Consider the following 26,528-nt stretch of genomic DNA (forward strand, 5'->3'; position numbering starts at 1 on the left):
TGCAGATAGTTGCGCTCAATCGTCCGGTCATAGCTGTTGTCGCGCATCGGATCGTCCTCCGCTGGAGCGATCCAATCAGCGAATTAGTGAACATGCACAATTGCGAGCGCAGCGAAGCAATCCAGAGTGTGTCCGCGGAGGCAGACTGGATTGCTTCGCTGCGCTCGCAATGACGACGAATCATCGCGCTTTACGCCTCCGGCAGCTCAACGCCCGTCAGCTTGCTCAATTTGCCGATGAGTTGGTCCTGAAATATCCGATCGCTCGCCTCACTGGCCGGCTGCTGCTGCTGGAGATGATGCCAGTAGCGCCCGCTGACCAGGGCAGCGGAATCCTCGCTCACCGCCAGCCAGGTCTGAGTCCGTTGTCCGGTGTCGAGATCAACCGGGGCGCTCGCACCACCCATCTTCGTGCGCACCCATCCGGGATCGACGGCGTTGCTCAGGACCTTGGGCCAGCGTCGTGCCAGCGCAAAAGCGAGCGCGACGACGTGCAGCTTGCTCTCGGCATAGGCTTTGGCCGAATCCCAGGCCCGTTTCGTCCAGTCGAGGTCGTCCAGCGAACCCTCTCCGCCGCGGTGCAGCCCGCTGCTGAGATACACCAATCGGTCGGGCCGCTCGATCAGGGCCGTCAGCATGTACGGCGCAAGCGTGTTGATGGCCAGAGTCTCGGCATGGCCTTCCGGTGTCGAGCCACGGCTCGGCCGCGTGTAGACGCCGGCGTTGTGGATGATTGCATCCATGCGCCCGATCGCATTGACCTGATCGGCGATGCTCCTCGTCTCTGCCGCGCTTCTGAGATCGCCGACGGCCAACCCGGCGGCACGCGACGCAAGCTGGCCAAGTGCTGCGGCACGATCGGCCGAACGCGCGTGCAGCACGACGCGGTGACCTTGATCGACGAGGGATTGTGCCGCCGCGCGGCCGAGACCGTCCGTGCTGCCCGTGATGAATACGATCGCCATGCGCCGCTCCTCCGGATGTTTCAGAACGCATTCTACATTGCCCGCGCATCGTTTCCGATGTTGGTCGTCGCTCAGCTTGCCGGGATCGGCGAGAGAGCGCCATCGGCTGCTTTCTCATCTCACCAAAGGGGTAGCGCGTCTGTCTCGGAAACGATGCCGACAAAGGGCAGCAGGTCGACGTCCCGCTTGTCGAGGCGTGCTTTCGTGCTGGCGGTAACAATGTTCCGTGCGCCCTCGATGTAAGAGAGCTGTCCAGCCAGCATGTCTTGTGCGGATTTGAGGATCTTGCGACGGGCCGCGAGGATCTCGGCTTCGTTCCAACTCATCGTCTGGCGGGCTTCTCCGCGGATGATGTCATCCTGCCCCTGTTTTGCCCGACGAGTCAATCGTGGATTCGGAAAAGTCGTAGAAGTCTAACCCCTTGATCCGGCTGATGTCGGCTACTGTGCATGGGGTTGTTTTCGCATTTTTGGTTGAGACGGGTCGCCGAACACCATCAGCGTCGACGATCATTCGCAACCGGTAGGTTCAGGAAAAGGAATGGTGGGCGCACAAGGGATCGAACCTTGGACCTCTCCCGTGTGAACCACAATTGGTGGATTGTAGCCAACCTAATCCAGCCATAGTCTTATTGTAAAAGTCCTTGCAAGTTAAAGACTTGTGGCCATATTGGACCATCCTTGGCCTCGGTTGGCCTTACCACATTTTGTATGTCCCTGCTGTGCCCTTCGGAGGAATTCCCTTAGGGCACACAAACTGGGACGTGGAGGCGATGGCTTGTGGTCCATTTGTTCTAGGGTCGCGCCTCGACCCGTCTCAGGGCGCCAGGAGCGAGAGCACAAGCGATGGAAAAGAGTAAAGAATCTCTCAGAGCTGAAGGAACGACGAATTACCTGAGACTCACTGACGCGGCGATCCGTGCGGCGACGCTGCCGCCGGGCAAATCGCAGCACTATCTGCACGACACAGAGCAGCCGGGGCTCGCGATCAGGATGCGCGCGACTGGTGGCAGGACCTGGGTCTTCATGTTCACAAGGCCTGGGACGAAGGGCACTCAACGCAAGACGCTGGGTGCGTGGCCCAAATTCAATGAGAAGGCCGCGCGCAAGGCCGCCACCGTCGTCGCTGCGGAGGTGGTCATTGGGATCGATCCTAACGAGGTCAAGCGCGAGGCGAAGCGGCAAGCGCTGGCCGAGCGGCAGTGCACGACACTGGCGACCCTGATCGTTGAAGATGGCCCGTACGAAATGTCCCTGACCGGGCGCCAGGTCGTCAACTGGAAACCGGCCATGTCGGCACTCCGACGCGGTCTGAAAGATCATTTCGACCTCGCCATCGCCGAGCTCACGCGACGGCAAATCATGGCGGCGGTAGATAGGATCGGCAAGACCGGCAAGCGCGGCGCAGCAAAGGACTTGCGCAAGCACACGCACACGTTCCTCGAATGGTGCGTCGGCGAAGGTTACGTCGAGCACAACGTGCTCGCCGGCTATCGCGTGCCCAAGGAGACGCGCGCGCAGCGGGTCGGGCGCCGAACGAAGGGCCGGGCGCTGACCGACGAAGAGATCATCAAAGTCTGGCACGCATCCGGCAAGCTTGGGACGTTTGGGCTATTGACACGAATGTGCCTACTTGGTGGCCCGCGCCGCAGCGAGCCAGCCACGATCGAGTGGCAAAATCACGTCATGGATGACCGCATCACTTTCGATGCAGCATGGACCAAGATGGGCCTTTACCACGACATGCCGCGCACCCATCTCGTTAACGAGGTGCTTACGGCCGCAAAACATTTTCAGCGTGCGACGTCGGACTATGTCTTCCCATCACCGAAGACCGGCGGCCAGATGTCGGGCTTCACAAACTTGGTCGACCGCCTGGTCAAGGAAGCGGGTGTCGCCAAGTTCACAATGCATGACTTAAGGCGCAGCTTGCGAACCATCATGTCACGCTGCGGCTATGACAACGAAATCCAGCGGTTGTGTGTCGGGCAAAAGCCGCGCGGGATCGATCAAGTCTACAATCACGACGAACAGTGGATTATCCGCAAGATGGCGTTCGAAGCTGCTCATGACTACATCGCGGAGTTGGTCGGCGCGAAACGGGGAGGCAAGGTCGTGCGCCTGCAGCGGACGAATCCGCTCGATCCCATCAAGGCCGAATTGCTGGGCCGTCTTCGCGAGCATTATGCGGCTGCGACGACTTAGTTGTCTTATCGCGTCCGGCCAGATAGTCGCGCACCGCATCGACTCGGTAAAGCGGGCGACCATCGACGTAGCGCCATTTCAGCGGGTGGTTCGGATTGCGCCGCCACAGCTCCAGGGCTCCAGGCGTGCGCCGGATTACGGCGGCCGTCTCTAATGCCGTTAAATTTGAGCTGCCCGGCAGCGAATCGATATCGAACGTCGCGGGCGGCGGCATGCCACGATTCTTCCGAGGTCGCTTCATGATGCGGAGCGTCTCCTTCGAGTGGCCCATCGTCAACTCTCACGATCGAAGCGAGCGAGGCTCTCGTGTAATCGCCTGGTCGCTTCTTGGGCGGAACGTCAAGAGAATCAACGCAGTCGTCGAACTTTGCCTGTCGAGTGCCGCCGATTTGACCATCATGCTCCGGTTGATGTTGCATAGGAACACGTCAATTGCGCGTCGTAAGATTGGATATCAACGCGAATAGAAGAAAAGTTGCTGGTAAGTAGCCGAGACCACTCCGCTCGCATTGCGGCCCTGCGAGTGGCCACGACAGCGGCCGGTCACGCCTGGAGGCTATTGGCCGTCATCATGGGAAGCATGCCGAAGAATGAAAAGCGAACTGATAGGTAGTTCGACGCTTCGCAGCTACATCGAGGCGGGTTGGCGGACATCGGAATTGACTTGGCGATACGGACTTGCTCGCCATCTACCGCCGCTTTCAATTGGCGTTCCATAAAAGCGACGCACCGCGTTTCAGGATTGGGTTCGTTCACTGGCGGGCCATTCCTCCTGAGCTCCCAATGCACGCGAGCGCCATAGGAATCGGTCAACCTTGCGATAAGATCTGCCTTCTTCATCGCGTCAAGTGCATAGCCCCAAGGCCATTCCTGGCAGCAGAGTCAACAATTCAGACGACAAGTGCCGCTGGAACGACTCGCCATAAAGATATGTTTACGGATCATTGCCGACGACAAAGATCTGTTCACGTTCAATTTATGATCTGTTTACAGATCATTTCGATGTTAATGATCCGAGAACATATCCATGACTTCGGCTCCAAACCCGCTGCTCAAGGAGCTTGGCGTGCACTTTCGAAGAGCACGAATGGCTGCTGGCCTATCCCAGGAGCAAATCGCCCTCCGGGCGAACATTAGCAGGCCGCGCTATCGCGACATTGAGACGGGTGCCGCTGCAGCCCGCGCAACGACACTCGTCAACGTTGCCCGCGCCCTTGGCATGGAAATGATGCTGATTCCGCAAGCGATGGTACCGGCTATTCAATCAATGCTGCAGAGAGCTACGGGCGATGATGACCGCCCTGCGTTCACGTCAGATGTTGAGGAGGAGCATGAATAAGCCTGTCCTCGCGGCTGAACGTATCCAATCGCTCGACATCTCATTAAACGATCTTGCCGTCGGCACGCTCGTCCGAACGCCGGGCGACTACAACGCATTCAATCTCTTGCCCGCGTATCGGAGCTTGAACGACCCTCCGATCTTCAGCCTATCGCTTCGCTCGGCAGATGGCAGCCTCCGCCGGGATCCCAAACCCATACGCGGCGCGCTGCCGCCGTTCTTCGCGAACTTGCTGCCCGAAGAGAAACTGCGCGAAGCAATGGAAAAGCACCACGCAGCGTCAGTAAGACCTGGAAATGACTTCGATCTCTTGGCTGCACTGGGGACAAATCTACCGGGAGCGGTACGAGCGTTGCCGAGCGACGGCGTCCCCGTTCCGGCCGGGCCAGAATCAGAAGCCAAGAAGAAGGCGCGCTTTTCGCTCGCCGGTGTCCAGATGAAGCTCTCCGTCGTGAAAAATACTAGAAAAGAAGGGGGAATCATGCTTGCCGTCGACGATGAGCAAGGGCAGTACATCGCGAAATTTCCCTCCCTCACCCATATTGGACTTTCGGAAAACGAATTCGCGATCTTGGCCTTGGCGGAAACGCTAGGCTGCGGAAGCAGACCCAGGTCGGCGGCGATGCCCACGACCGATTGGCCGGCCGATAGGGCCAGCGCGACCGAGGCGGAGCTGGTCGAGAAGGCTCTGTCGCCGGCATTGGGACCATGCCTGGTCTGCTGCAGCCAGCGTGCGCCGAACGTGCACCGGAAGTACAGCGAGATCGGCGTGACCCAGGCGGTGCTGGGGACGTGGACGATTGCGCACATCGCCAGGTTATGGCGGAGCCGCCGCCGCTGATCCGGCGTGGTTGCCGCGTCGAAGCTCGCGCCGACCAGTGCGGTCGTCGCGTCGGGGCGGTCGCCGCCGGGCGGATCCTTTTCTTCCTCGCAGTCGAGCACGAAGCTGTCCTCGATCCGGCGCTCGTCATCGCCGTCCTCAAACTGGCCGAGCTTGCCGTGATACACGCGGTCGATCAGGACGGTACCCGACGGCCTCTCGGGGTCGTCGGCTTTCGGGGTCATGCGGATGACGTTGCCGGTGGGGCGGCGGCCTGTGGGCTTTTTCATGTGCGGGATCTCACCAGGGTGGAGGGACCGAGCGGTTCCGACGCCAGGTCGATTTCGAGGAGGTCTGCGCAGGCCAGCGCCATCACCGCGAGCGAGGGATCATGGTCGCTGCGGACGAGCTCGACGAGGCGGACGAGCTCCATCGGTCCGTCGTCGCGCAGGATCTGCAGGATGCTGATGCGCAGGCCCACCGGCACGAGGTGGCCGTGGTGCGACCAGACCAGGCGGCAGTTGCCGCAGCGGGGTTCGCGAACGAGCTCCTCCGCCGTGACGACCAGGGGCGAGAGCTCCAGCTCCCGCAGCGCGATCAGCACGAGCCCTTCCTCGTCGAGCTCGCGGACCTGACGGGGCGGGCACCACGTCGAGGTAGAAGCGGCCATCGTCGCGCGCAAGGACGATCGCGTCGACCTCGACCGGGTCGAGCGGTGCGGACGAAACATGCGCCGTCGGTACGTGAGCGATGGAGCGCACCCGCGGATCGAGGCTCGCCTGGACGAGCGCTTCTCTAAGAGCAGGGTGTCGCGCGGGGATCGGCACGGGCGCTTTCGCGGATACGAAGAGGTCGGGCCGGCGGCGGGGCTGTGGTCTGAACATGACGAAACACTCGAAACCTGGAGGAGGGGCGGGTTGGCTTCGGTGGTCTTGATTGTCGATGTCGGTCATGACCGTCCCTTTCAGATCTCGATGATCAGGCGTTCGTCGAAATGCGGGTTGTCCCAAGTGGGCATGGAGGCGGCCACGGGCCGTAACCCTTTGTGTTGGACACGACGCGGGTCTCGCCGACCATGGCGTCGAAAGACTCGTGGGTGTGGCCGTAGAGCCAGAGGTCCGCCGGGCGCAGCGCGCCCGTGCCATCGTCCGGCGCGCGCGCCATCAGCCGCCTCAGGTCGCTCCGGAATGCCGGGTCGAGCGTCGGATCCTCGCCCGAGCCGCCGGGCTCGTCGGTGATGTGGGGGATCGGAGCATGGTGCGTGACGACGACCAGGCGGTCCTCGCCGCGCGGCTTGCGCATCTGTTCCTTCAGAAACGCGACCGACTTGAAGTGTCGCGTAAGCGCGTGATGCGGCAGGAAACGCCGCTCGTAGTTCGAGATCCGGATCTTCTTGAAGTCGTTCATGCGGTCGCCGGCGACGCCCATGGCGGCATGCGCGTCTCCGTTCAGGGCGAAGTCCGTCCAGAGGGTCGCGCCCGCGAACGTGACATTCCCGATGCGAACGGTCTCGTTCTCCAGCACGTGAACGTTCGTGCCCTCCGCCAAGGCCTTCGCCTTTTCGAGCGTCCGTCCGAGGTCGCAGCCGTAGCCCTCGTGATTGCCCATGACGTAGATGACGGGCCGGTCGGTCACGCGATCGAGCAGCCACCGGACGCCGCGCTCGGCCCGCGGGGTCAGGTCGCCCGCGACTATCAGCATGTCGAAATCCGGACGCGCTGCGGCCGGCGGGAGGTCCCAGCCACGCGTCAGTTCGAGGTGGATGTCGGACATGACCCACAGGCGCATGGTCAGTCCTCCCAATGTTCGCGATCGAGGGGCTCGGCCCCGTCGGCGAGTTCGAGGAGCGCGTCCACGAGCGGGTCGGGCATCTCGTCGACGCCGACGGCGACCTGCACTTCGCGCGAGCCGCAGCGCGGGCAGGCGTGGCGGGACGCGTCGTAGATGAATTTGCCTTCCTGGTGGCAGGTCCGGCAGCGGAACGTCGCCATGTCAGTCCTCCGCGATTCCGAGGGTGGCGGGATCGACGTCCACGAAGGCGTCATTCTCCCGGTCGTAGCGGCGGCACGTGATCCGCCGCTGCGCGCCCAGGCCGTAGCGGACGATGTGGATATTCTCGAAGCCGGGGCGGACTTCGGCGGGCGCGCGCCCCTCAGCGTGCAGGTCGCAGCGGGTCGTCAGCCACCCGCCCGTCCGGAGGACGCCTGCCTCGCCACAAATCTCGCAAAGTGCAGGCGCTGCGGGCCTCGGCCAGGTCGATCGCCTCCTCGACGCGGGAGGTCGCTTCCGGAGAGAGGCGACCGGTCCAGTACAGGCGAATGCTCGCGTACTTCTCCTGATCTGCGTGAATTTGAAGGTGCCGTCCTCGGTTGCGACCGCCGCCCTGATCCGGATGCAGCACCGGTCGATGAGGTCGCGCCATCCGGGGCCGCACTCGGGGCAGCCCTCTGCCCCCTCAGGGACGCCCACCGGCGGGCGGAAGAGGTCGGAATGGGCCTCGATCAGCCCCCGCCTCCAATCCTGCAGCACGCTCGACATCACGACGCCAGCACTCAACAGGAGAACAAAACAAGAACATATTGAGCAGGAAGGTCAGCTCGAGTCAAGCGGTTAGCGCGTTATTCTTATATAAGAAGGATCGCACTTCTTATATAAGACTGGCCGCCTTCTCTGGCGCCACGGCTGCTCCGGCCTTATGGTTATCGGAGGCTTAATGCGCAGCGGGCGGATGAATGATCGCGAAAAAAGGGCGCCAAAACGGGGCAAGAGGACGCCGATCGGCGACCGCGTGACATTCCTCGCGATGATGGACAAGGACGTCATCGCCGACATCAAGCAGGTGGCGATAGACGAGCACCGGGCGGCCTGGGACGTGATGGAGCAGGCGGCCCGGGAATACCTTAAGCGGAGAAAAGCGAAGAGAACGCCCTGAAAGATCTCCGTTTTTCCTTGCGGTTGCGTAGTCGCCGCGGTTCAATTCGCCGCCTGGGGACCGAGGGATGAAGCTGTTTGGTTACCTTCCGGAGACACTGTTCAAGCCTTTGTCGGGGCCGAAAAAGCACGTCTATGCCCGCCTTTTGATGCGACTTTATGAGCGGGTCTACTCGGCCCGCATCCTTGAGACGCCGCTCAAGGAAGAGGTCGTGAAACAGATCGAGATCGGACTTTCGGAGTTCGGCATCGGGTCGATGGGGGATCTCTCCGAGGGTGATCCGGAAGAGGATCAGACCACTAGCCAGGCCCACTATCTCGCCTACTATCGATTGCGCGACACCGGCTGGCTCACGGAAGAGACTGAGAAGTGGCGCACCTACGTCGACATGAACCCTGACGCCTTCATGGTCCTGGGTGCGATCGTCGATTTCGGTAACAGCCGCGTGCGTGTCGCCGGCGCCGTGGTGGACGTGAAGAACAACCTTGAGGCTGCGTTCCGGGAGCCGGAGACCATGGCTCAGGGTCTCGCTAACGCCCACGAGACGGCGGCGCGGTTCGCCCGCAGCATGCGCCGCATCTTGGCCGGGATGCGCGAGATCGAAGACCGCATTCTGGGCAATCCCAACGCGGCGGCCATCCTTCGCACGTTCTTCCAGGACTTCGTCGATGGGCTGCTGATCGCCGACTACAAGCAGCTGAAGACGTCGAATAACCCTTACCGACATCGTCGGACGATCGCGTCTCTCGCGGGAGACATGCTCGCCGACGCCGAGCGTCTTCGTAAAATCGCGCGCGCCTACATCGAGCAGGGCGTCATGCCGGCCGGCGCCACGATCGCCATGGCCGAGGAGCGCGTCATCGCGGAGCTCGAGAAGATCAAGAGCGTGTTCGAGGACGTCGGCCCCTTCATGGACAAGATCGAGGACTTCAGGGATCGCCTCGAGCGACGCATCCGCACCACCGTCCACTACATGGACATCATGGGGGAAGGCTCCGCCGAGCGGATCGTTCGGCTGATCGAGCAGCTTTCGAAGATCGACAGCGACGAGGTGGAGATCCGTTTGAGATCGCCGGATGTCGCTCTGCCGATCACATCGCTTGCGCTGTACACCCCGCCCCCGCCGAAAGCTCCGCCGGAGCGGACGCGCTTCAAGGTGCCGAAGCAGGATCCTTATCTGCGCGCCTATGTTCAGGCCACCACTGACTTCGATCGGATGGTGCGAGTTTCCGACCAAAAGCTGCTCGAGTTCGCCCGCCAACAGATGCGAGACCGCGATGCCGTGTCAGCCGCCGAGATCGAGATTCGGAGCATTGCGGACCTGTTTGCCTACCGAGCTATTCCGAACTTGGCCGCGGTCGGTCGCTCAGTGCGCTTGGGTGAATTCACGATCACGCTCGAAGAAGGGCGTAGCGCGAACGACTGGATCGACGTGACCTCCTTCCGGATCGAGAGAACGAGGACTTCGGTCAATGCTGCGTGATCTTTCCAAGCTCATCGACGATGAGGATAGCGAGGGCGGCGACGGCGAGCGGCTGCAAAAGGAACTGCGCCAGGCCGCGCAGTCGCTCTGGCGTGCTCAGTTCATCTACGAGAACGATTGGGGCATGAAGACCTCCTACGAGGTACTCCGCCGCTACACGGGTTACTTCGAGAATTTGTTCGACGCGCTCGGCTACCGGGTCGTGGGCAGGCCGAACGATGGATACATCGGTCTGGTGGCGAACGAACTGCCGCCCCGTCAGAGCATGAGGCTCGACGAGAGCCTGCTCCTGCTGGTGCTGCGACTCCATTACGAGGAGGCCTTCACTCGGTTCGAAGCTAAGGAATTCGGCGAGGTGGAGGTCGAGAGCGAGCAGATCCTGCAGATCTACGAGGACCGGACCCATCGCGAGCGCCCCAACTTCGGGCGGGTAAAGGAGATCCTGGCCGGCTTCAGGCAGCGCGGGCTCGTGCGGATCGAAGATCGGGATGACAGAAACTTCACCCTCTTCCTGCGGCCCGCGTTGCCGATTGTGGTCTCCAAGGACACGCTCGGCTCCCTTGAAGAGTTCGTGTCGCGATCGGCCGCAGCGACGGCAAAGACAGACGGCGCGAGCGAGGTCCAGGCGTGATCGAGCTCCGGCGCATCATCCTGGTCGACTGGTACCTGTTTCGGGCGCAGCAGGTTGATATGCGTGGCATGACCGCCATCATCGGTCCAAACGGCGCCGGCAAATCAGCGATCATCGACGCCGTGCAGACCGTGCTCTCCGGCGCGAGCATGGCCAGCATCCGCTTCAACCCGAGCGCCCAGAGCAACGTCAGGAGCAAGCGGACGCTGCGAGATTACTGCCTCGGCGTGGTCTCGCTCGATGAGAAGGGCGAGCGGTCGGAGCCGACGCGCCAGCACGCCTACACCTACATCATCCTTGTGTTCGAGGACCTGGGCGACGGTTCGGCCGTGAGCTTGGGTGTGGCCTTTTCGGCCTCGGCCACGAGAAGCGACGAGGCCTGCGAGGCGCGCTTCATCGCAAAAGCTGCGCTGACGAAGGACGACATCCTGAGTCCTGTCGGCGATGACGAGGTCGAGACGCTGCAGTGGCATGCAGTCCGCAATGCCTTGCGCGCCCGCAACGTCGAGGTTGACGACGCGTTCTCGAGCGCGACCGACTTCGTGGCTGAAGCGCTCAGGGCGCTGTCGCCGGCGGGCTTCCCTCTCGATCCCAGGCGCTTTCAGAAGGCCTTTCGGAATGCCCTGCTGCTGAAGCCAGTGGACAACCCTACCGACTTCGTCCGAAACTACGTCCTCGACGTCCAGCCTCTTCAGGTCGATAGGCTTCGCCGCGGTATCGAACATTGGCGCACGTTGACCCGCCGTATCGAAGAATTGAAGGCACAAAGCGCCAGCTTGGCCGGGATCCTCCGTATCGTCGCGCGGGCGGTCGAAAACGAAAGGGTCATTGCGGTAACGGGCTGGCAGATCGCGCGGCTTGAGTGGGAGAAGTTTCGGCGGGAGGCCAGGAGGCAGGAAGAGGTCATCGCGCAACTCCGGAGCGCCGCGAGCAGAGCTGAGGTCGACGCGGTCGCGGCCGCAGCCAGACATGCCACCCTTGATGCTGAGCACAAGACCGTCGAACTCTCGATCAGGACCAGCGACGGCGAGCAGTTGGCCCAGATGTACGAGTCCGACAAGACCGCAACCCTTAGCCAGCGCGCCAACGCGATGGTGCCAGTCAAGGAGATCGAAGTTCTCATCGCTTCGATCAGGAAGGCCGTCGATCTCAATCTGTTGGTTCACCGTGACGACTTCTTGCACGCGCTGCTGAGTGCAGTGGCCGTTGCGAGGGGAAGGGCTCCACTTTCCGAGTGGGACAAACCGCTTCCCGAGAACTGGAAGGATAGCGCTTCCCATCTGGATGCGGCTCTTGCGGCTGTCGACCAGGAGCGGCTCGAGGCAGCGCGAAAGACGTTTTCGGACGCGCATTTTCACGCGCGAGTGGCGACCAAGGCTCTGCAGGATCGCATCGAACTGATCGACAGTAACCTGAAGCGGATGGATCAAGGGTTGAGCCCCATCGAAGGCGGCACTCGGGACCTCATCAGGCAACTGGCTTCGCACGGTATCGAGGCGACCCCACTGTGCGAGCTGGTCGAGATACGCGACGACAAGTGGCGGATGGCAGCTGAGGCCTTTCTGGGTCGCTCCCGGGAAGCATTGATCGTCGAGCCCACAAGGGCGGTACGCGCCTTGGAGATATTCCGGGAGGGTGGAGAGCACTCCTTCAGGGATGCGGAGGTCATCAACACGACCAAGACCGACAACACCAGGCCGGCTGAAAAGGGCTCTCTCGCACAGATCATCAGTACGGAAAACCGTCACGCCCGGGCATTCCTCAACTATCGGATTGGCCGCCTGATGATGGTCGAGACCATGGATAGGATGGCTGCGGCCGAGAACGCCATCACGCCAGATCTCATGGTCCAGGGCGGGCGGACGGTCCGGCGACTGCAGAAGCCTCAGTATCTTAAGCTCGGGCGCGCCACGCAGGAGCAGATGCGTCAACAGCTTCAGGCCGAACGGCAGCAATTGCTCCGGCAGCTTGCGGAATCGGCGGGAGATGTCCGTCGCTCGGAGGACGAAGCGCGCTTGTTCGAAGCCATGTTCGGGCAGTTTCAGGCGATCCGCGGCGCCGGCCTGACCTGCACCGGAGCCGGCGAGGAACTGGCTGCTTTCGATCGCAAGCTGGCGGAAATCGGGAAAAATATCGAAGATGCCAAGCGGAATCGCGATCCCAAGCTCGTCTCCGATCTGGAGCGCCTCGCCGCCGAGGTCAAGACGGCAAATCGGCTCAAGACTGAGACGCAGGATGCGTCGACCCGGGCCCACAGCGCGAGAGACCGGGCCGAGGGCGCGTATGAAGATTACATGAAGAACAACCGTGGCGTCCTGGCGGGGGCTCGTCGCACCCGCGCGCGACAGTTGCTGGACGAATTCCCGCAATCGAGGGACATGGGCGACTACCGATCAAAGGTGACCGAAATGGCCACTGAATCCCTGTCGGACCGAATTGCCGGGCTAACGGCGGACCGGGAAAACCGTTCTACCAACCGGCGCTCTACTCTGATGCGCGAAATGACCGGTGCGATGAACAAGCACGGCCAGGAATTCCATGTCGTGCCGCCGTTCACCGCCGAGGAGGCGACGCCGTCGGTCGTCGAGCAGTGGGCGACCGCTGAAAAGGACCGCTTGGATGCGCATGAGTTGGTTCAGTACGAGGAGCAGTGTCGCAACGCTGCGACGGAGATGACCTCGGCATTCCGGGACGACCTTCTCCATCGGCTCGACGACGCCTTTACCGGCATCAAGTCCACCCTGAACGAGCTCAACCGCCACCTAAAGGATCGCCAGTTCCACGGGCGCGACTACTACTCGTTCAAGGCGCTGGAGGCCCCAACCCACGTCGACATGATCGAGCTCGTCGAGGAATCCAGAAAGCCCGAGTTCAATCTGCCGCTTTTCGGTGACCGCAGCGAGGATGCGAGCTCACCGATGATGCGCGCCGTGCGACAGATCGAGGAGATCCTGTCGAACCCGGAGGCGCGGACCGAGGAGATCGAGGATCCCCGCAAGTATTTCAACTTCGAGCTCTACATCCAGGACGCCGAGGGCAAGATCCGCTCGTCTTTGACGAGCCGCGCCGGTACGGGATCCGGCGGCGAAGGTCAGTTGCCGTTTTACATCGCCATCGGCGCCTCGCTGGCCGCGACCTACCAAAACCGTCGCACCGGCGAGAGCGGGCTCTCGCTCGCCATCTTCGACGAGGCCTTCAATCGTCTGGATACCAAGGCAATCGGCCAGTGCTCTGAATTCATGCGGGACCTGGGTCTCCAGGTCATGCTCGCTACTCCGGACGAGAAGCGGCACGTGTTCATGGAAGTGGTCGACACGGTCGTCAACGTGAACCGCTTGGGCAACCAGGTGATGATCGACACCGAATACCCGACGGAGATGGCTCGCCAGGCGATCGTTGCAGCCGACCCGTATCGCAAGGGCTTCGATGTATTCAAAGCCGAGTTGATTGAGGTCGAGAAGGCCGGCGCCGTCCCGCAGGACCAGGCTGCGGAATGACAGACGTTCGTACGACGGACGCCGGGGTCGAATTCCTCGAACGCCTGCTGGAGCGGAGCGAACGCAATCCGGATCGCACCCGGCCGCCGTCCGCGGCGCCGGAGTACGACAGACTTTCGACCGCGCAGCAGGTGGGCCGCTTTCACGACCAGATGGCCGCGGCGGAACGGTTCGGCGCAGTGGAGGTGCAGCGGGGCAAGAGAGACCGAGGACATCTGGTCGAGAGAGTTCGCGTTCGAGACCCGGAATTGCTCGCCAGACATCTCGGACGCCCGACGGCACTCGCGACCGCGCAGCGCGTCAGGGCGGAATTGCTGCCCGTCGCAGCGACCGGCGAGCCGTGGGTCGCCACTTTGTTGGACGAGATGGCGGCGAGATGGGCACGAAGCGAGGCCGCCTACCGCCTGACCGCCGCCCAGGCCGACGCCGCCAAGGAGTTCTTCACGCTGCTGGCGTCCATCTCCCGGCAGGAAGCGCGAGGGCTGGACGCGCGAAGCTTCTCCCAAAAGGCGACGAACGACACGAAGGCCTTCGATCGGCATGCCTCGCGGCTCGCCGCCGTGCTCGGCGTCCGGGTCGGACTGCCGGGTGCTGCAGCCGACGTGGTCTGGGCGCACATCGGGCTGGAGCGCTTCAGTCATCCTGTTCATCTGAAGGGGCCCGTCGCCGTCGAGGGCGCGGACGGCCGTCAGGTCGATGGTCGCGCCAAGCCGTTCGCCTCGATTCATCCGGAGATGCTCTCGCAGCTGTTGGTCTTGGAGCGACCATCAGCCATCCTGACGATCGAGAATTTCGCGACCTTCAATCGGCAGGTCCGCGAGATCCATGACGCCAGCCTGGTCGTTTACACCGGCGGCTTCCCGGCGGCTGGTGTCATCGAGCTTCTAGCGAAGGTTCTGGCGGCCGTGCCAGCCGACGTGCCGTTCCTTCACTGGGGCGACGTAGATGCCGGCGGCGTGCGCATCTTCAGGTACCTCGAAGAGAGCCTGTCCCGCGGGCCTGAGCCCCACCTCATGACCAGGCAGCTGGCGGAGATGCACGGCCAGCCGGCAGACGCGGATCCGAGCTTGGCATCCATAGCGAGGTCCGATAGCGCGGTTCGCGATCTAGCGGATTGGTTGGCATTCGGATCGAACGTGCGCCACCTGGAGCAAGAGACGCTCGATCCCGCTGCACTTTAACTTACCCCCTAACGCCGATTCCAGTGGCGGTCGTCGTCTTCGCCGTCGTCTTCTTTCATGTCGACTGTCAGCAGCGTCGTGGCGTAACCGTTCTTCTGCGCGAAAACTTGCTCGTAAAGGGCTTCGACGCGGCCACGCTTCTCTAGCCATACGTGAGTGGGCACATCCCTCAATTCCGAAACGGTGCCGATTGTGGACGGGCTTGGCCAACGGCGAATGAGGGAAAGCTCAGGAATCGGGGCGCCGGCGCGAAGACCAACATAGGGGAAATTCGGTGCAGGTATCACCCTCTGCACCTTTCGATCTTTGGATATCACGATGGCTGCAAGTTCGTCGGCACTGGTCACGTAGACCTTGGCCATCACTTCGAGGGAGACGTCGAACTTCCGCGCCAGTACGCGCACTTGTTCAAGGTCGCACGCCTTGCTCAGCTTGCGACGCTCCGCCCGATATTCCGGCATCGGAACCACCAAGGCGCGGAAAACTCGTTCGCTTCGATCTCGATCCGCTCTTCGTGTGGCACCGCATCCCACTTGTCCTTGGGTCTGGCGCGGCGCAGATCACTCGTCGAACATTCGAATGGGCCCAAGCCTGCGCTCCATGTCCGGGAAGTAGTCCATCCTGCCGCCGTCCGCGAAGTGAAATTCCATTCGGAACGGTTGGACGAGAAAGGACGTCACCCGGTAGTCGACCTCGGAGATCCACATGAAGTGTCTCTCGTCGATCGCCTCCCAAGGAAACTCACGCCGGTTCTTGCGCGACGTGAAGACCCCCGTCGGCTTCCTGTGCCCCCGTTCGAGGATGGTACGGATCGGTCCGCCGCCCGTGGCGCGCACGATCTTCACCACACTCGGCCGCAAGCTACCCAGGGTTCTTCTCTTTTCGGTTTCCGTCGACATGGCTGCGTCCGAGGACTCGTCGCCCGATCCGCCCGCGGAATTGCATCCGAACAGAACGCGCTCGGCGGCGCGGCCCCCGAGCAGCATGGTGGTGCGATCCTCCACTGTTTGCCGCGTGGCCAAGTCGGGGGAGGACGCGTATTCGACTAGCGTGCGGTTCTCCGCCCCGCTCCTCGCCCCGACGATGCAGTGACGCAGCACTCCGCATTCGAGAACCAGCGCGAGCAGGACATGGCCGGCTTCGTGCGCGCAAATGCGCCAGTCCATCTCGGGCGGGGGCCGCTCGGAGCTCAGAAGCGCCGCGCGCAGGTCCGCCGCGAGCAGCTCGCGTCCGGCGTGACGCGCGATCCGGCGAGCTTCGCGGACGAACGCCATGACCTCCGCGCCAGTCGAGCGCTCCATGGCCGTAGCGATGTCATCGAGCTCGTCGTCAGGTACCGCGCCGGCGACGTGAAACTTGAGCATGCTCAGCGTGCCGGCTGCGTCGGCCCGCTCGATCTTGATCATCCGTTCGAAGCGGCCGGGGCGCAGCAGGGCGGGGTCCACGGACTCTGGATTGTTGGTCGCACCGATCAGGATCACGCCCCGCCTGGCCGACGAAGTCCCGTCGTCGAACCTGGTCAACAGGTCTGCAACTATAGGTAGCCAATAATCCTTGTTGCGACTATCTAGGGGCTCTATCCGGGACCGCGTCAACCTCATCCAGGAACAGAAAACCAATTCCATGGGCTCGCGCGAGAGCGACCGAACGATCCAAGCGCATCGCCCGGATCACGTCGTCCATATACGAGCGTTCCTTCGTGAACCAATCCGCAACGGACGAGATCACAATGGGAGCATCACCACAGTAACGGGCGACGGCCCTAGCCAGCAGGGATTTCCCGCACCCCGGCTCGCTCGCCAGGCAGATTCCCTTGGGCATAGACGCCCAGTCCCAAATCCCGCTAGTTTCGCGGCTTCGTTCGCTGATTGGCGGCCGAGGGATCCGCGGAATACAATTACCTCCGCAATCCCTCGACTTCTTCACGGAGAGGTGTCCGATGAGCTACCGAGAACGAGGCGCGGAGAAGGCGTGCTTTGCGCGACGATCCTTTCTGGCCCTGATCGCTGGCGCGACAGTTGGAGCGGCGGTGCGCCCCGCCGTTGCCGCTGAACCCATGATCAAGGTCCACAAGGATCCGAACTGCGGCTGTTGCTTGGGCTGGGTACAACACTTGCGCGACGCCGGATTCACGGTCCAGGTGGACGATGCTTCCGACCTTCCGGCCGTCCGGAAACGCCTGGGCGTCCCGGCCGATCTGGCCGCGTGCCACACGGCAGAGGTGGACAGCTACATCCTTGAGGGACACGTACCGGCGTCCGCGGTGCGGCGGTTGCTGACGGAGCGCCCGAAGGCTCTGGGGCTTGCCGTGCCCGGCATGCCTGCAGGGTCGCCGGGGATGGAAGGTGGACACCCTGAGCCTTACACCGTCGTGCTGTTCGGATCGGCAGGTCGTGCGACGTTCATGCGGTTCGTCGGCAAGGAAGCCATCGGCTGACCGTCTTAGAAAGTTAACCACCGGGGCGCCCGCTCGCGCATTTGTGAACCGGGGCACTTTCCAGCGTCCCGCCCCTATGAGACTGTGACGCCATGAATGCTCGCCGCCTCCTCAGACTTCTGCTCGCGGTCCTTGTGACCGCAGGGCTGACGGTCGCACCGCTGGCAACGCCGGCGGCGGCGGGACATTCGATGGGCGCCATGCAGATGGCTGACGCGCAGGACATGCCGGATGACATGGCGTGCTGCCCGGACAAGCAGAACAACAAGCAATGCCAGGACTGTCCTCTCATCGCGATCTGCATGTTGAAGGTGCTCCAGACTGGACCTTCGGCGGCGACAGTGAGCATCAGGCAGCCTGTGCGTGAACTGCTGCGGCCGCTCGATGACATGATCGCCGACGGCCTAACCCGTCCCCCTCCGGACCAGCCCCCTCGATCGATCGTCTGACCGGCGCTGCGGCGCCGGAACGTTGGCGCGCGTCCATCGCGCGCATTCGCAGGCCGCTTCGGCGGCTCAACAGACGTTTCGAGGAACAGACATCATGAAGATCTCCACTGCTGCGCGCGGGCTGGCCGCCGCGCTGGTCGGGCTTTCGCTAACGGCAGCGCCAAGGTCCGCTCTCGCCGACATCAAGGACTATGAATTCCAGCTCGTCGAGCAGGCGGTACAGACCGGCCCCGACAAGGTCGTGACGGTGCGGCTGGTGAACAAGAAAACCGGCAAACCCGTGCCGGACGCGGTCATATTCGCCTCCCGGCTCGACATGGCGCCGGACGGCATGCAGGAGATGGTCACGAAGGTGACTTCGATGCCGGGGACGGAGCCCGGGACCTACCGGTTCAAGGCCAACTTCAGCATGGCGGGCCGCTGGCAATTGTCCCTCGGCGCCAAGGTGCAGGGCGAGACCGGCACGGTCGAAAACAAGCTCGTCGTCACGGCGAAGCAATGACGCGCGCCATCACCATAGGTGCGACCGCTGCGGTTTGCGCAGCGGCCGCAGCCGCGCTTTACGTGGGCGCGATCCCGCGCGCAAATCCGTTCGCCGGACCGGTGACGGTCGCTGCGGCGGCCGAGAGCGGCGCGGCGATCTACTACCAGGATCCGGACGGGAAGCCGTTCTATTCGCTCGGGCCGAAGAAGACGCCGGATGGGCGCGCCTGGCGTGCCGTGCCCGCGGGAGCCGACCTGAGCTTCGACGAACCCGAGGAAGCGCCGGCGCGGACCAAGGCCGACGCGAAGACCGAGCGCAAGATCAAATACTACCGGAATCCGATGGGCCTGCCGGACACCTCGCCGGTGCCCAAGAAGGACTCGATGGGGATGGACTACATCCCCGTGTACGAAGGCGAGGACACCGACGACGGATCGATCAAGCTCTCGCCGGGGAAAATACAGCGTACAGGCGCAAAATCTGAGGCGGTCGTCAAAAGACCCGTGACCTCCTTGATCCGCGCTCCAGGCACCGTCCAGGAGGACGAGAGACGCGTCTCAGTCGTCGCCCTCCGCTTCGAGGGCTTCGTCGAGAGCGTCGCCAACGTCACGACCGGCGACCACGTCCACAAGGGCCAGCCGCTCCTGAACGTCTACAGCCCGGCGTTGTCCAGCGCCGCCGCCGAATATCTTTCGGCGATCAACGCCAGCGCGACCGGAAAGGAGCTGAAGGGCGCGCGCCGACGACTGGAGAATCTTGCTGCTCCGGAAGCGGCCATCAAGGAGCTCGAGCGCACCCGGGAGATCTCTCTCTCGATCCCGTGGCTCGCGCCGCAGGACGGCGAGATCCTCGAGCGCAACGCCGTGCCCGGCATGCGCGCGGGGCCCGGCGACGTCCTGTTCAGGATCGCTGACCACCGCCTCGTCTGGGTCCTGATCGACGTCGCCGAGCGCGATCTGCCGCAGGTCGCGGTTGGGACGAAGGTGACCATCAGGCCACGCGCGTTCGCCGGCCAAAGCTTCGAGGGCACCGTGGCGTTGATCTATCCCCATCTCAACGCCGCGACGCGCACCGCGCGGATCCGGATCGAGGTATCCAATCGCGACGAACTGCTGCGGCCGGAGATGTACGTCGATGCCGAGATCGAGGCCGGCACGCCGGGACCGGTTCTGGCGGTGGCGGAGAGTGCCGTGCTCGACAGCGGAAGCCGCCAGGCCGTCTTGGTCGACAAGGGCGAGGGCCGCTTCGAGCCGCGCGAAGTGAAGCTCGGCCGGCGCGGCGGCGGCTTCGTCGAGATCACGAATGGCCTGTCCGAAGGCGAAGCGGTCGTGACCTCGGCCAACTTCCTGATCGATGCCGAGAGCAACCTGAAAGCGGCGCTCAAGGGGTTTGCCGAGTCCAGCGGCCCGCCGCCCGAGGCGCCAGCCACCGGATCGGGAGCGCGCCCATGATCGCCCGCGTCATCGCCTGGTCGGCGCGCAACCTGCTGCTGGTGCTGTTCGGCACCGGCTTCGCCGCCGCGGCCGGCATCTACGCGCTCGTCCACCTCCCGCTCGACGCGATCCCGGATCTCTCCGATACCCAGGTCATCGTCTACACCGAATACCCGGGGCAGGCGCCGCAGGTGATCGAGGACCAGGTCACCTATCCGCTGGCCACCGCCATGCTCACCGTGCCGAAATCCAAGGTGGTGCGCGGCTTCTCCTTCTTCGGCGTCTCCTTCGTCTACGTGATCTTCGAGGATGGCACCGACATCTACTGGGCGCGCTCGCGGGTGCTCGAGTTCCTGAACGCCGCTACATCGCGCATTCCTGCCGGTGTCACGCCGACCATCGGTCCGGACGCCACGGGAGTGGGCTGGGTGTACCAGTATGCGGTGGTGTCGAAGGAGCTGAATCTCGCAGACACGCGCACCATCCAGGACTGGAATCTCAAATTCGCGCTGGCCAAGGCGGAAGGCGTCGCCGAGGTCGCGAGCGTCGGCGGTTTCGTCAAGCAGTACAACGTGATCCTGGATGCGCAGCGGATGCGCGACCTCGGCATCACCATGCCGAAGATCCGGGACGCGATCCGCGCCAGCAACGCCGATGTCGGCGGCCGGACGGTCGAGCTGTCGGAGTTCGAATACGTCATCCGGGGCCGGGGCTACCTGAAAAGCATCGACGATCTCGGCAACATCGTCCTCAAGACGGACAAGGGCACGCCGGTGCTGCTGCGGGACGTCTCCCGGGTCGAACTGGGGCCGGACGAGCGGCGCGGCATCACCGAACTCAACGGCGAGGGGGAGGTCGCGAGCGGCATCGTGCTGCAGCGTTTCGGGATGAACGCGCTGGACGTCATCGAGAACGTCAAGAAGCGGTTCAAGGAGATCGCGACCAGCCTGCCGAAGTCGGTCGACATCGTGCCGGTCTACGACCGGTCGAACCTGATCTACGCCGCCATCGACACGCTCAAGCACACGCTGGTCGAGGAGAGCCTCGTCGTCGCGCTGGTCTGCGTCGTGTTCCTGCTGCACGTCCGCAGCGCGCTGGTCGCCATCCTGATGCTGCCTGTCGGCGTGCTGATGGCGTTCGGAGCGATGAAGCTGCTCGGCATCGGCTCCAACATCATGAGCCTCGGCGGCATCGCCATCGCGATCGGCGCCATGGTGGACGCCGCCATCGTCATGATCGAGAACGCCCACAAGCACCTCGAGCGCGCGGAGCCGGGCAAGTCGCGGATCGCAATCCTGATCGAGGCCGCCTCGCAGGTCGGGCCGGCATTGTTCTTCAGCCTGCTGATCATCACGGTATCGTTCATGCCGATCTTCACGCTGGAATCGCAGGAAGGGCGGCTGTTCAGCCCGCTCGCCTTCACCAAGACCTTTGCGATGGCGGCCGCCGCGCTGCTCTCGGTCACGCTGGTGCCTGCGTTGATGGTGATCTTCGTCCGGGGACGGATCGTTCCGGAGCACCGCAACCCGATCAACCGCTTCCTGATCTGGATCTATCGCCCCGTCATCAAGGGCGTGCTGCGCGCAAAGACGTTGGTTATCCTGCTTGCGCTCGCCGCGCTCGCGATCACGATCTGGCCCGCCCGTCAGCTCGGCACCGAATTCATGCCGAACCTCGACGAGGGCACGCTGCTCTACATGCCGACGACGCTGCCCGGCATCTCCGTCACCAAAGCCGCCGAACTGATGCAGACCCAGGACCGCATCATCCGCTCCTTCCCGGAGGTCGCGTCGGTCTACGGGAAGGCCGGCCGGGCCTCCACGTCGACCGATCCGGCGCCGACCGAGATGTTCGAGACGGTGGTCAATCTCAAGCCCAAGGAGCAGTGGCGGCCGGGTCTCACCATCGACGGCCTGATCGCCGAGATGGACAAAGCTCTGCAGTTTCCGGGCGTCTCCAATGCCTGGACCATGCCGATCAAGGCGCGCATCGACATGCTCTCGACGGGCATTCGCACTCCTGTCGGCGTCAAGGTGATCGGCACCGATCTCGTCGAGATCGACAAGCTCGCCAAGCAGATCGAGCAGGTGCTGCGGAACGTGCCCGGAACATCGTCCGCCTACGCCGAACGGGCCATCGGAGGCTACTACCTGGAGATCACGCCCGACCGGTCGGCGCTGGCCCGCTATGGCATCATGGTCCAGGACGTCCAGGACACGATCGCGACCGCGCTCGGCGGTCAGGCGGTCACGACCACCGTGGAGGGCCGGCAGCGCTTCACGGTCAACATGCGCTACCCCCGCGACCTCCGGGACAATCCGAAGAAGATCGCAAGCGACGTCCTCGTTCCGATGCCGGCCGGCGGCGCCGTCCCGCTCGCGGAAGTCGCGACCGTTCAACTCGCGCGCGGCCCGACGTCGATCCGGACGGAGAACGCACAGCTTGCGACCTACATCTACGTCGACATCCGCGACCGGGATCTCGGCGGCTACGTCGCCGAGGCGCAACGCGCCGTCCAGGCCAGCATCCAGTTTCCGTCGGGCTACTACGTGGTCTGGAGTGGCCAGTACGAATATTTCGAGCGCGCCATGGCCCGCCTGAAGATCGTCGTGCCGGCGACGCTGCTCATCATCTTCCTGCTGCTGTACCTGAATTTCAGGTCGGTGACCGATACGATGATCGTCATGCTGTCGCTGCCGTTCGCGCTGGTCGGCGGGCTTTGGCTGATGTGGTGGCTCGGGTTCAACCTCTCGGTCGCCGTCGCCGTCGGCTTCATCGCCCTCGCGGGCGTCGCCGCCGAGACCGGCGTGGTGATGCTGATCTACCTCAACGAGGCGCTTGCCGAGATCAGGGCGCGCCGCGCCGCCGAGGGTTGGACCTTGAGCCGGACCGATCTCCGCGAGGCCATCATGGAGGGCGCGGTCGAGCGCGTCCGGCCGAAGATGATGACCGTCGTCGCCATCATGGCGGGACTGCTGCCGATCATGTGGAGCACCGGCACCGGGTCCGAGATCATGCAGCGGATCGCGGTGCCGATGATCGGCGGCATGATCTCGTCGACCCTGCTCACGCTGATCGTGATCCCGGCGATCTTCGGCCTGGTCAAAGGCTTCCGGTTGCCGCCTGTGGGCAAACCGGGAGTGCCGGCGAAGTCGAAGGCTGTCGTCACGACACTCCGAATCCCGGAGCCTGCCAAATGAGGTGAGCCAATGATGGACGGGATGATGTCTGGAATGATGGGCGGCATGGCGCTGATCTGGGTCCTGATCGTCGTCGTGCTCGCGCTGGGCGCGGCCGCGCTGATCAAATACCTGTTCTTCTCGGGCCGAGGAGATTGATCATGCATCGCATTCTACTTGCGGCTCTCGCTGCTGTACTCGTCTCCGCGCCGGCTCGGGCGCAGCAGGACAGCGTAGTTCGCGGGGAGCAGGATTTTCGGGCCTGTGCAGCATGTCACTCCCTCGAGCCCGACCGCAACATGACGGGGCCAAGTCTTGCAAACGTCTGGGGAAGGAACGCCGGAAGCTTGCCGAGTTTCGACCGCTACTCCGACGCGCTGAAAGCTTCGGGGATCATTTGGGATGACCGCTCGCTGGATGCCTGGTTGACCGATCCGGAACGCATGGTGCCGGACAACGCCATGCCGTTCGAGGGCATCAAGGATGCTCGCACGCGCGCCGATCTGCTCGCCTTCCTGAAGGAAGCAACCAAGCCAGGCGCAGCTCCACGGCAAATGGCCCAAGGCAGGGGCGGCATGATGGGCGGTGGCATGATGGGCGGAATGATGGGAGGTGGGCGCGTTCCGAATCTGAAGAATCTGGATCCCCCGCAGCACGTGACTAGCATCACGCACTGCCGGGACACCTATCGTGTGACTACGGCCGACGGCAAGACGCGGGCGTTTTGGGAACGCAATCTCCGGATCAAGACGGATTCCAGCAAGGACGGTCCGGAGAGCGGGGCTCCGGCCATCGTGCCGGCCGGAATGATGGGCGATCGCGTCGATGTGATTTTCGCGGGGCCCGAGGAGATCAGCAAGATGATCGAGCCGCGGTGCTGAGCCTTGCCGGCATTCCGATCGGCTCGGTTTGGGCTCGTTGGTGGTGCACACTCCAACCGTCTTCGAAACCGCGGTTACAAGCTTCGGGAGCGTTCGATGGACTTCTACAAGGACTTCGTGCTGCCGAGCCTTCTCGATCTCGCGATGAGCAACAAGCAGCTTCTGCCTTTTCGCGAACGCGTGATCGGCGCCGCCGAGGGCCGCGTGCTGGAAATCGGCGTCGGCTCGGGCCGCAACTTGCCGTTCTATCGTTCGCCAGCGAAGGAAATACTGGCGCTCGAGCCTTCTCCGAAGCTGGTCGCCATGGCTCGGGGAGCCGTGCATGCGGACCTGCGCGTGCAATTCGTCGAAGCTTCCGCCGAAGCCATTCCGCTCGACGATGGCACCGTCGACAGCATCGTGACCACCTGGACCTTGTGCAGCGTTCCGCAGGCTGCCGTAGCGCTTGCCGAGATGCGCCGGGTGCTCCGCCCCGGCGGCAAGCTCCTGTTCGCCGAGCATGGCCTGGCGCCTAGTCTAAGCGTGCGTTGGTGGCAGGACCGTTTGACGCCGCCATGGCGGCACATCAGCGGCGGCTGTCACCTCAACCGCCCGATCCGCTCCATGATCGAGGATGCGGGATTCCGGATCGACCGGATCGAGACCGGCTACATAGCGGGACCGAAGCCGATGACCTTCATGTACGAAGGCAGTGCGCGGCCAGGCTGACAGAGCGGCAAGTTCTGATCACGCCGAAGGAGTGGCCGCCGGAGCAGCAAGGAAGACCTCTGTGGCAGCTTGATCGGAGAAGCGGAGCCCGGTTAATTTTCTATCTCTCGCCAAAATGCGGTCTCGGTGCTGAGTGTGTTGGCTTTCAGTGGCACAGAAGTTTGCGAGCAACATCTTGGCGTCGGCTACGTCAGCCGGTCGGCCTCCATTATTCGGTCCATCTCGGCACATCGCCCAGGGCAAGCGACTTATTACCGTACAAGGAGAGCGCATTTGCGGACCAGATCCGCCTCGGCCCTGCCGCCGGTGCACACTACGAGGCTCTGGTCGCAGGTCCAGTCCGTAGCACGTTGCAAGCTCAGCCACCCGAGGGGCTATCGCCCGCGCCGTTCCAGGCGTAGCACTTGACCTCTGCGGAACCACCGGCGGCAGCAGCGGCCGGGCGCTTCGACGACACGGAAGTACCTCAGATAGCGCCAGCCGACAACGACACCGCTCACCGAGACGATGGTCCCAAGGATCGAGAGCAGCCACACCACAATGTCCCAGGCCGGGGGATACATCAGCAGTAACCGAAAATCGAAACTGTGCAGCGCGTTGAACAGCCATCGATATGTGCGACGGCCGCTGTCCACGCGGCCAACGATGTCGCCCGTGACGGGGCTGATGTGAAACCATGTTTTCGCGTCATCATCAAACACGGCGCGCAGCACCGGCAATTCGCGGTCCTGATGATGGGCATACCAATAGGCATCGTATTCCCTCAGGATTGACCGTTCCACGACGCGCGCTTGCGGCAGCAATTTTGTTGCGGCAGTCCAGAGGCGATCCTGCGGAAGCGTTGCGAATTGGCCCGACGTCACATCCAGCGGTCTTTGCGTGCCATCACGCGATGCGGCGATCATCATCGGGCTGCCATTAAGCCAGACAAAGCGCACTTCGACGGCGGCGGATTGCGGTGTTGGCAGCTTCGTCGCAATCGTCGGCGTATCATGGCCAGCATAGCGTTGCAGCACCTCGCGCGTCATGTTGCGGCTTGCGAAATATTCGCCGGGATTGAGCGAAAGCCAACCGGAGAACGTCCAGGTCAGCACGAAGATACCCGCGATCAGGCCGGTGACGTGGTGCCAGGCCATCCAGCCACGATAAGGCGTGATCCTGCCGCTGGCATAGCGCCGCTTCAGGCGTACGCGAAGGATCCCGATCCAGATGCCGGTGACGCCGATGATCAGGCAGATACCGGAGATCCAGAGCACGACCAGCCGCCACAGCGGCCCATCTTTGCGCAGCACGGTCGGATAGATCCAGTGCGGGATCGAGCCGAGGCAGTTCCAGACCCGTTCGGTGTGGTTGGTGTCGAGCGCGATCTCGCCGGAGCGCGAGGAGACATAGAGCCTGGTACCCGCATCGTCGCCGAGCGCAATGAGGTAAAGCGGCCGCAGCGGATCGTAACGGGCCGTTACGCTCCATTGGTCGCGATCGATGATGTCTTCGAGTTGCGGTGATCTGCTCGCGGGATGATGTTGTGCGACCGCGAGCGCCTGCTGTTCGGAGACGCCGGTGATGATCCGGCCATCGGCTGCAGAGATCGCCTGTCGCTTGCCGTCCCAGCCGGTGATCCGATACACCGGCTCGTCGGCCAGCATCGAAAGCCGGAGGTCGCGCGGATAGCGCGTCGCGCCTGCGGCTTTCATCACGTCGTCCGGCGACAGCGCCACCTTCTCCCATTGGACATCAGGGAGCGCTGCCAGCCTTTCCTTGTCGGAAAGGCCGGGAAAAGCCACGTACATCATCACCACGCCGGAGATGAACCACATGGCGAAGAACAGGCAGGTGACGATACCGACCCAGCGGTGGCCGATGTACAGCCACCGCCGGAGTGTGCGTTTGAGGGTCCGTGACACGC

Annotated in this window: 24 protein-coding genes and 1 pseudogene; 15 read left to right on the plus strand and 10 right to left on the minus strand. The window is 63.2% G+C overall.

Going from position 1 to position 26,528, the window contains the following annotated elements; genetic code table 11:
- Positions 1-190 precede the first annotated feature (190 nt).
- Entirely contained in the window at positions 191-964 is a 774-nt protein-coding gene (locus IVA96_RS20185; RefSeq protein ID WP_247418804.1) for an SDR family NAD(P)-dependent oxidoreductase, read from the minus strand.
- 119 nt (positions 965-1,083) lie between these two features.
- Positions 1,084-1,290 carry a hypothetical protein gene (locus IVA96_RS20190; RefSeq protein ID WP_247418806.1) on the minus strand — a complete coding sequence of 69 codons (207 nt, stop codon included), beginning with the start codon at positions 1,288-1,290 and terminating at the stop codon, positions 1,084-1,086.
- A 519-nt stretch (positions 1,291-1,809) separates the two neighbouring features.
- Between IVA96_RS20190 and IVA96_RS20195 the strand changes: the two genes are divergently transcribed.
- A complete protein-coding gene (locus IVA96_RS20195) occupies positions 1,810-3,168 on the plus strand; it encodes an integrase arm-type DNA-binding domain-containing protein (RefSeq protein ID WP_247418809.1) in 1,359 nt (452 codons plus the stop codon).
- A gap of 543 nt (positions 3,169-3,711) precedes the next feature.
- On the opposite strand, the gene IVA96_RS20200 is transcribed toward IVA96_RS20195, so the two are convergent.
- Positions 3,712-3,924, minus strand: a complete 213-nt coding sequence (locus IVA96_RS20200) for a hypothetical protein (RefSeq protein ID WP_247418811.1) — start codon at positions 3,922-3,924, stop codon at positions 3,712-3,714.
- A 271-nt stretch (positions 3,925-4,195) separates the two neighbouring features.
- Here IVA96_RS20200 and IVA96_RS20205 point away from each other — a divergent pair, with 271 nt between their 5' ends.
- Positions 4,196-4,507, plus strand: coding sequence for a helix-turn-helix transcriptional regulator (locus tag IVA96_RS20205; RefSeq protein ID WP_247277384.1), 312 nt, complete (start codon positions 4,196-4,198; stop codon positions 4,505-4,507).
- A pseudogene (locus IVA96_RS20210) lies at positions 4,500-5,102 on the plus strand (HipA N-terminal domain-containing protein); the annotation flags it as partial. The gene IVA96_RS20205 and the pseudogene IVA96_RS20210, both read left to right, overlap by 8 nt.
- 511 nt (positions 5,103-5,613) lie before the next feature.
- Here the strand turns inward: IVA96_RS20210 and IVA96_RS20215 are convergent.
- The 4 genes from IVA96_RS20215 to IVA96_RS20230 form a co-directional block, all read right to left on the minus strand.
- Entirely contained in the window at positions 5,614-6,009 is a 396-nt protein-coding gene (locus IVA96_RS20215; RefSeq protein WP_247418822.1) for a hypothetical protein, read from the minus strand.
- A gap of 296 nt (positions 6,010-6,305) precedes the next feature.
- A complete protein-coding gene (locus tag IVA96_RS20220) occupies positions 6,306-7,115 on the minus strand; it encodes a metallophosphoesterase (protein WP_346015512.1) in 810 nt (269 codons plus the stop codon).
- Between the two features lie 2 nt (positions 7,116-7,117).
- Positions 7,118-7,318 (minus strand): hypothetical protein, encoded by a 201-nt coding sequence (locus IVA96_RS20225; RefSeq protein WP_247277382.1) that lies wholly within the window; start codon positions 7,316-7,318, stop codon positions 7,118-7,120.
- Position 7,319: 1 nt separating this feature from the next.
- The gene (locus tag IVA96_RS20230; protein WP_247418825.1) at positions 7,320-7,865 is read right to left on the minus strand and encodes a hypothetical protein; all 546 of its coding nucleotides are present in this window, start codon (positions 7,863-7,865) and stop codon (positions 7,320-7,322) included.
- 175 nt (positions 7,866-8,040) lie between these two features.
- Here IVA96_RS20230 and IVA96_RS20235 point away from each other — a divergent pair, with 175 nt between their 5' ends.
- The 5 genes from IVA96_RS20235 to IVA96_RS20255 all read left to right on the plus strand — a co-directional run bounded on the left by IVA96_RS20235 (position 8,041) and on the right by IVA96_RS20255 (position 15,051).
- Positions 8,041-8,259, plus strand: a complete 219-nt coding sequence (locus IVA96_RS20235; protein WP_247418827.1) for a hypothetical protein — start codon at positions 8,041-8,043, stop codon at positions 8,257-8,259.
- 67 nt (positions 8,260-8,326) lie between these two features.
- The gene (locus tag IVA96_RS20240; protein ID WP_247418829.1) at positions 8,327-9,742 is read left to right on the plus strand and encodes a Wadjet anti-phage system protein JetA family protein; all 1,416 of its coding nucleotides are present in this window, start codon (positions 8,327-8,329) and stop codon (positions 9,740-9,742) included.
- Positions 9,732-10,373 carry a DUF4194 domain-containing protein gene (locus IVA96_RS20245; protein ID WP_247277378.1) on the plus strand — a complete coding sequence of 214 codons (642 nt, stop codon included), beginning with the start codon at positions 9,732-9,734 and terminating at the stop codon, positions 10,371-10,373. Before IVA96_RS20240 ends, IVA96_RS20245 begins: the two co-directional genes overlap by 11 nt.
- Positions 10,370-13,870, plus strand: coding sequence for an SbcC/MukB-like Walker B domain-containing protein (locus tag IVA96_RS35840; RefSeq protein ID WP_247418831.1), 3,501 nt, complete (start codon positions 10,370-10,372; stop codon positions 13,868-13,870). Before IVA96_RS20245 ends, IVA96_RS35840 begins: the two co-directional genes overlap by 4 nt.
- A complete protein-coding gene (locus IVA96_RS20255) occupies positions 13,867-15,051 on the plus strand; it encodes a Wadjet anti-phage system protein JetD domain-containing protein (protein WP_247277376.1) in 1,185 nt (394 codons plus the stop codon). Before IVA96_RS35840 ends, IVA96_RS20255 begins: the two co-directional genes overlap by 4 nt.
- 8 nt (positions 15,052-15,059) lie before the next feature.
- Here IVA96_RS20255 and IVA96_RS20260 read toward each other — a convergent pair whose 3' ends face one another.
- Together IVA96_RS20260 and IVA96_RS35475 are read right to left on the minus strand one after the other, a co-directional pair.
- Positions 15,060-15,512, minus strand: a complete 453-nt coding sequence (locus IVA96_RS20260) for a hypothetical protein (RefSeq protein ID WP_247418833.1) — start codon at positions 15,510-15,512, stop codon at positions 15,060-15,062.
- A gap of 99 nt (positions 15,513-15,611) precedes the next feature.
- The gene (locus IVA96_RS35475) at positions 15,612-16,676 is read right to left on the minus strand and encodes an AAA family ATPase (protein ID WP_346347901.1); all 1,065 of its coding nucleotides are present in this window, start codon (positions 16,674-16,676) and stop codon (positions 15,612-15,614) included.
- A 314-nt stretch (positions 16,677-16,990) separates the two neighbouring features.
- On the opposite strand from IVA96_RS35475, the gene IVA96_RS20275 reads away from it, so the two are divergent.
- From IVA96_RS20275 to IVA96_RS20305, 7 genes are all read left to right on the plus strand, one after another.
- Positions 16,991-17,488 (plus strand): DUF411 domain-containing protein, encoded by a 498-nt coding sequence (locus IVA96_RS20275; RefSeq protein WP_247277374.1) that lies wholly within the window; start codon positions 16,991-16,993, stop codon positions 17,486-17,488.
- Between the two features lie 92 nt (positions 17,489-17,580).
- Positions 17,581-17,937, plus strand: coding sequence for a hypothetical protein (locus IVA96_RS20280; protein WP_247418834.1), 357 nt, complete (start codon positions 17,581-17,583; stop codon positions 17,935-17,937).
- Positions 17,938-18,031: 94 nt separating this feature from the next.
- Entirely contained in the window at positions 18,032-18,439 is a 408-nt protein-coding gene (locus IVA96_RS20285; protein WP_247418835.1) for a FixH family protein, read from the plus strand.
- Positions 18,436-19,872: an efflux RND transporter periplasmic adaptor subunit gene (locus IVA96_RS20290; RefSeq protein ID WP_247418836.1), complete on the plus strand. Its 1,437-nt coding sequence runs from the start codon at positions 18,436-18,438 to the stop codon at positions 19,870-19,872. Before IVA96_RS20285 ends, IVA96_RS20290 begins: the two co-directional genes overlap by 4 nt.
- Entirely contained in the window at positions 19,869-23,054 is a 3,186-nt protein-coding gene (locus IVA96_RS20295; RefSeq protein ID WP_247418837.1) for a CusA/CzcA family heavy metal efflux RND transporter, read from the plus strand. The genes IVA96_RS20290 and IVA96_RS20295 overlap by 4 nt, the downstream gene beginning before the upstream one ends.
- Before the next feature lie 140 nt (positions 23,055-23,194).
- Positions 23,195-23,914: a cytochrome c family protein gene (locus IVA96_RS20300; RefSeq protein ID WP_247418838.1), complete on the plus strand. Its 720-nt coding sequence runs from the start codon at positions 23,195-23,197 to the stop codon at positions 23,912-23,914.
- 96 nt (positions 23,915-24,010) lie between these two features.
- Complete coding sequence (locus IVA96_RS20305) at positions 24,011-24,622, plus strand: class I SAM-dependent methyltransferase (RefSeq protein WP_247418839.1); 612 nt, start codon at positions 24,011-24,013, stop codon at positions 24,620-24,622.
- 374 nt (positions 24,623-24,996) lie between these two features.
- Here the strand turns inward: IVA96_RS20305 and IVA96_RS20310 are convergent, their stop codons facing one another.
- Positions 24,997-26,526 (minus strand): PepSY domain-containing protein, encoded by a 1,530-nt coding sequence (locus IVA96_RS20310; RefSeq protein ID WP_247277743.1) that lies wholly within the window; start codon positions 26,524-26,526, stop codon positions 24,997-24,999.
- Positions 26,527-26,528: the final 2 nt, after the last annotated feature.

This window comes from Bradyrhizobium sp. 159 (assembly GCF_023073795.1).
In the GTDB taxonomy this organism is placed as follows: domain Bacteria; phylum Pseudomonadota; class Alphaproteobacteria; order Rhizobiales; family Xanthobacteraceae; genus Bradyrhizobium.

Bases quoted from the DNA above. Each gene is read 5' to 3' on its own strand.
- IVA96_RS20290 (WP_247418836.1), top strand. From the start codon at position 18,436: ATGACGCGCGCCATCACCATAGGTGCGACCGCTGCGGTTTGCGCAGCG.
- IVA96_RS20295 (WP_247418837.1), top strand. From the start codon at position 19,869: ATGATCGCCCGCGTCATCGCCTGGTCGGCGCGCAACCTGCTGCTGGTG.
- IVA96_RS20260 (WP_247418833.1), bottom strand. From the start codon at position 15,512: ATGCCGGAATATCGGGCGGAGCGTCGCAAGCTGAGCAAGGCGTGCGAC.
- IVA96_RS20195 (WP_247418809.1), top strand. From the start codon at position 1,810: ATGGAAAAGAGTAAAGAATCTCTCAGAGCTGAAGGAACGACGAATTAC.
- IVA96_RS20245 (WP_247277378.1), top strand. From the start codon at position 9,732: ATGCTGCGTGATCTTTCCAAGCTCATCGACGATGAGGATAGCGAGGGC.
- IVA96_RS20230 (WP_247418825.1), bottom strand. From the start codon at position 7,865: ATGTCGAGCGTGCTGCAGGATTGGAGGCGGGGGCTGATCGAGGCCCAT.
- IVA96_RS20280 (WP_247418834.1), top strand. From the start codon at position 17,581: ATGAATGCTCGCCGCCTCCTCAGACTTCTGCTCGCGGTCCTTGTGACC.
- IVA96_RS20255 (WP_247277376.1), top strand. From the start codon at position 13,867: ATGACAGACGTTCGTACGACGGACGCCGGGGTCGAATTCCTCGAACGC.
- IVA96_RS20205 (WP_247277384.1), top strand. From the start codon at position 4,196: ATGACTTCGGCTCCAAACCCGCTGCTCAAGGAGCTTGGCGTGCACTTT.
- IVA96_RS20190 (WP_247418806.1), bottom strand. From the start codon at position 1,290: ATGAGTTGGAACGAAGCCGAGATCCTCGCGGCCCGTCGCAAGATCCTC.
- IVA96_RS20240 (WP_247418829.1), top strand. From the start codon at position 8,327: ATGAAGCTGTTTGGTTACCTTCCGGAGACACTGTTCAAGCCTTTGTCG.
- IVA96_RS20235 (WP_247418827.1), top strand. From the start codon at position 8,041: ATGCGCAGCGGGCGGATGAATGATCGCGAAAAAAGGGCGCCAAAACGG.
- IVA96_RS20275 (WP_247277374.1), top strand. From the start codon at position 16,991: ATGAGCTACCGAGAACGAGGCGCGGAGAAGGCGTGCTTTGCGCGACGA.
- IVA96_RS20220 (WP_346015512.1), bottom strand. From the start codon at position 7,115: ATGCGCCTGTGGGTCATGTCCGACATCCACCTCGAACTGACGCGTGGC.
- IVA96_RS20225 (WP_247277382.1), bottom strand. From the start codon at position 7,318: ATGGCGACGTTCCGCTGCCGGACCTGCCACCAGGAAGGCAAATTCATC.
- IVA96_RS20300 (WP_247418838.1), top strand. From the start codon at position 23,195: ATGCATCGCATTCTACTTGCGGCTCTCGCTGCTGTACTCGTCTCCGCG.
- IVA96_RS20185 (WP_247418804.1), bottom strand. From the start codon at position 964: ATGGCGATCGTATTCATCACGGGCAGCACGGACGGTCTCGGCCGCGCG.
- IVA96_RS35475 (WP_346347901.1), bottom strand. From the start codon at position 16,676: ATGGAATTGGTTTTCTGTTCCTGGATGAGGTTGACGCGGTCCCGGATA.
- IVA96_RS20305 (WP_247418839.1), top strand. From the start codon at position 24,011: ATGGACTTCTACAAGGACTTCGTGCTGCCGAGCCTTCTCGATCTCGCG.
- IVA96_RS20285 (WP_247418835.1), top strand. From the start codon at position 18,032: ATGAAGATCTCCACTGCTGCGCGCGGGCTGGCCGCCGCGCTGGTCGGG.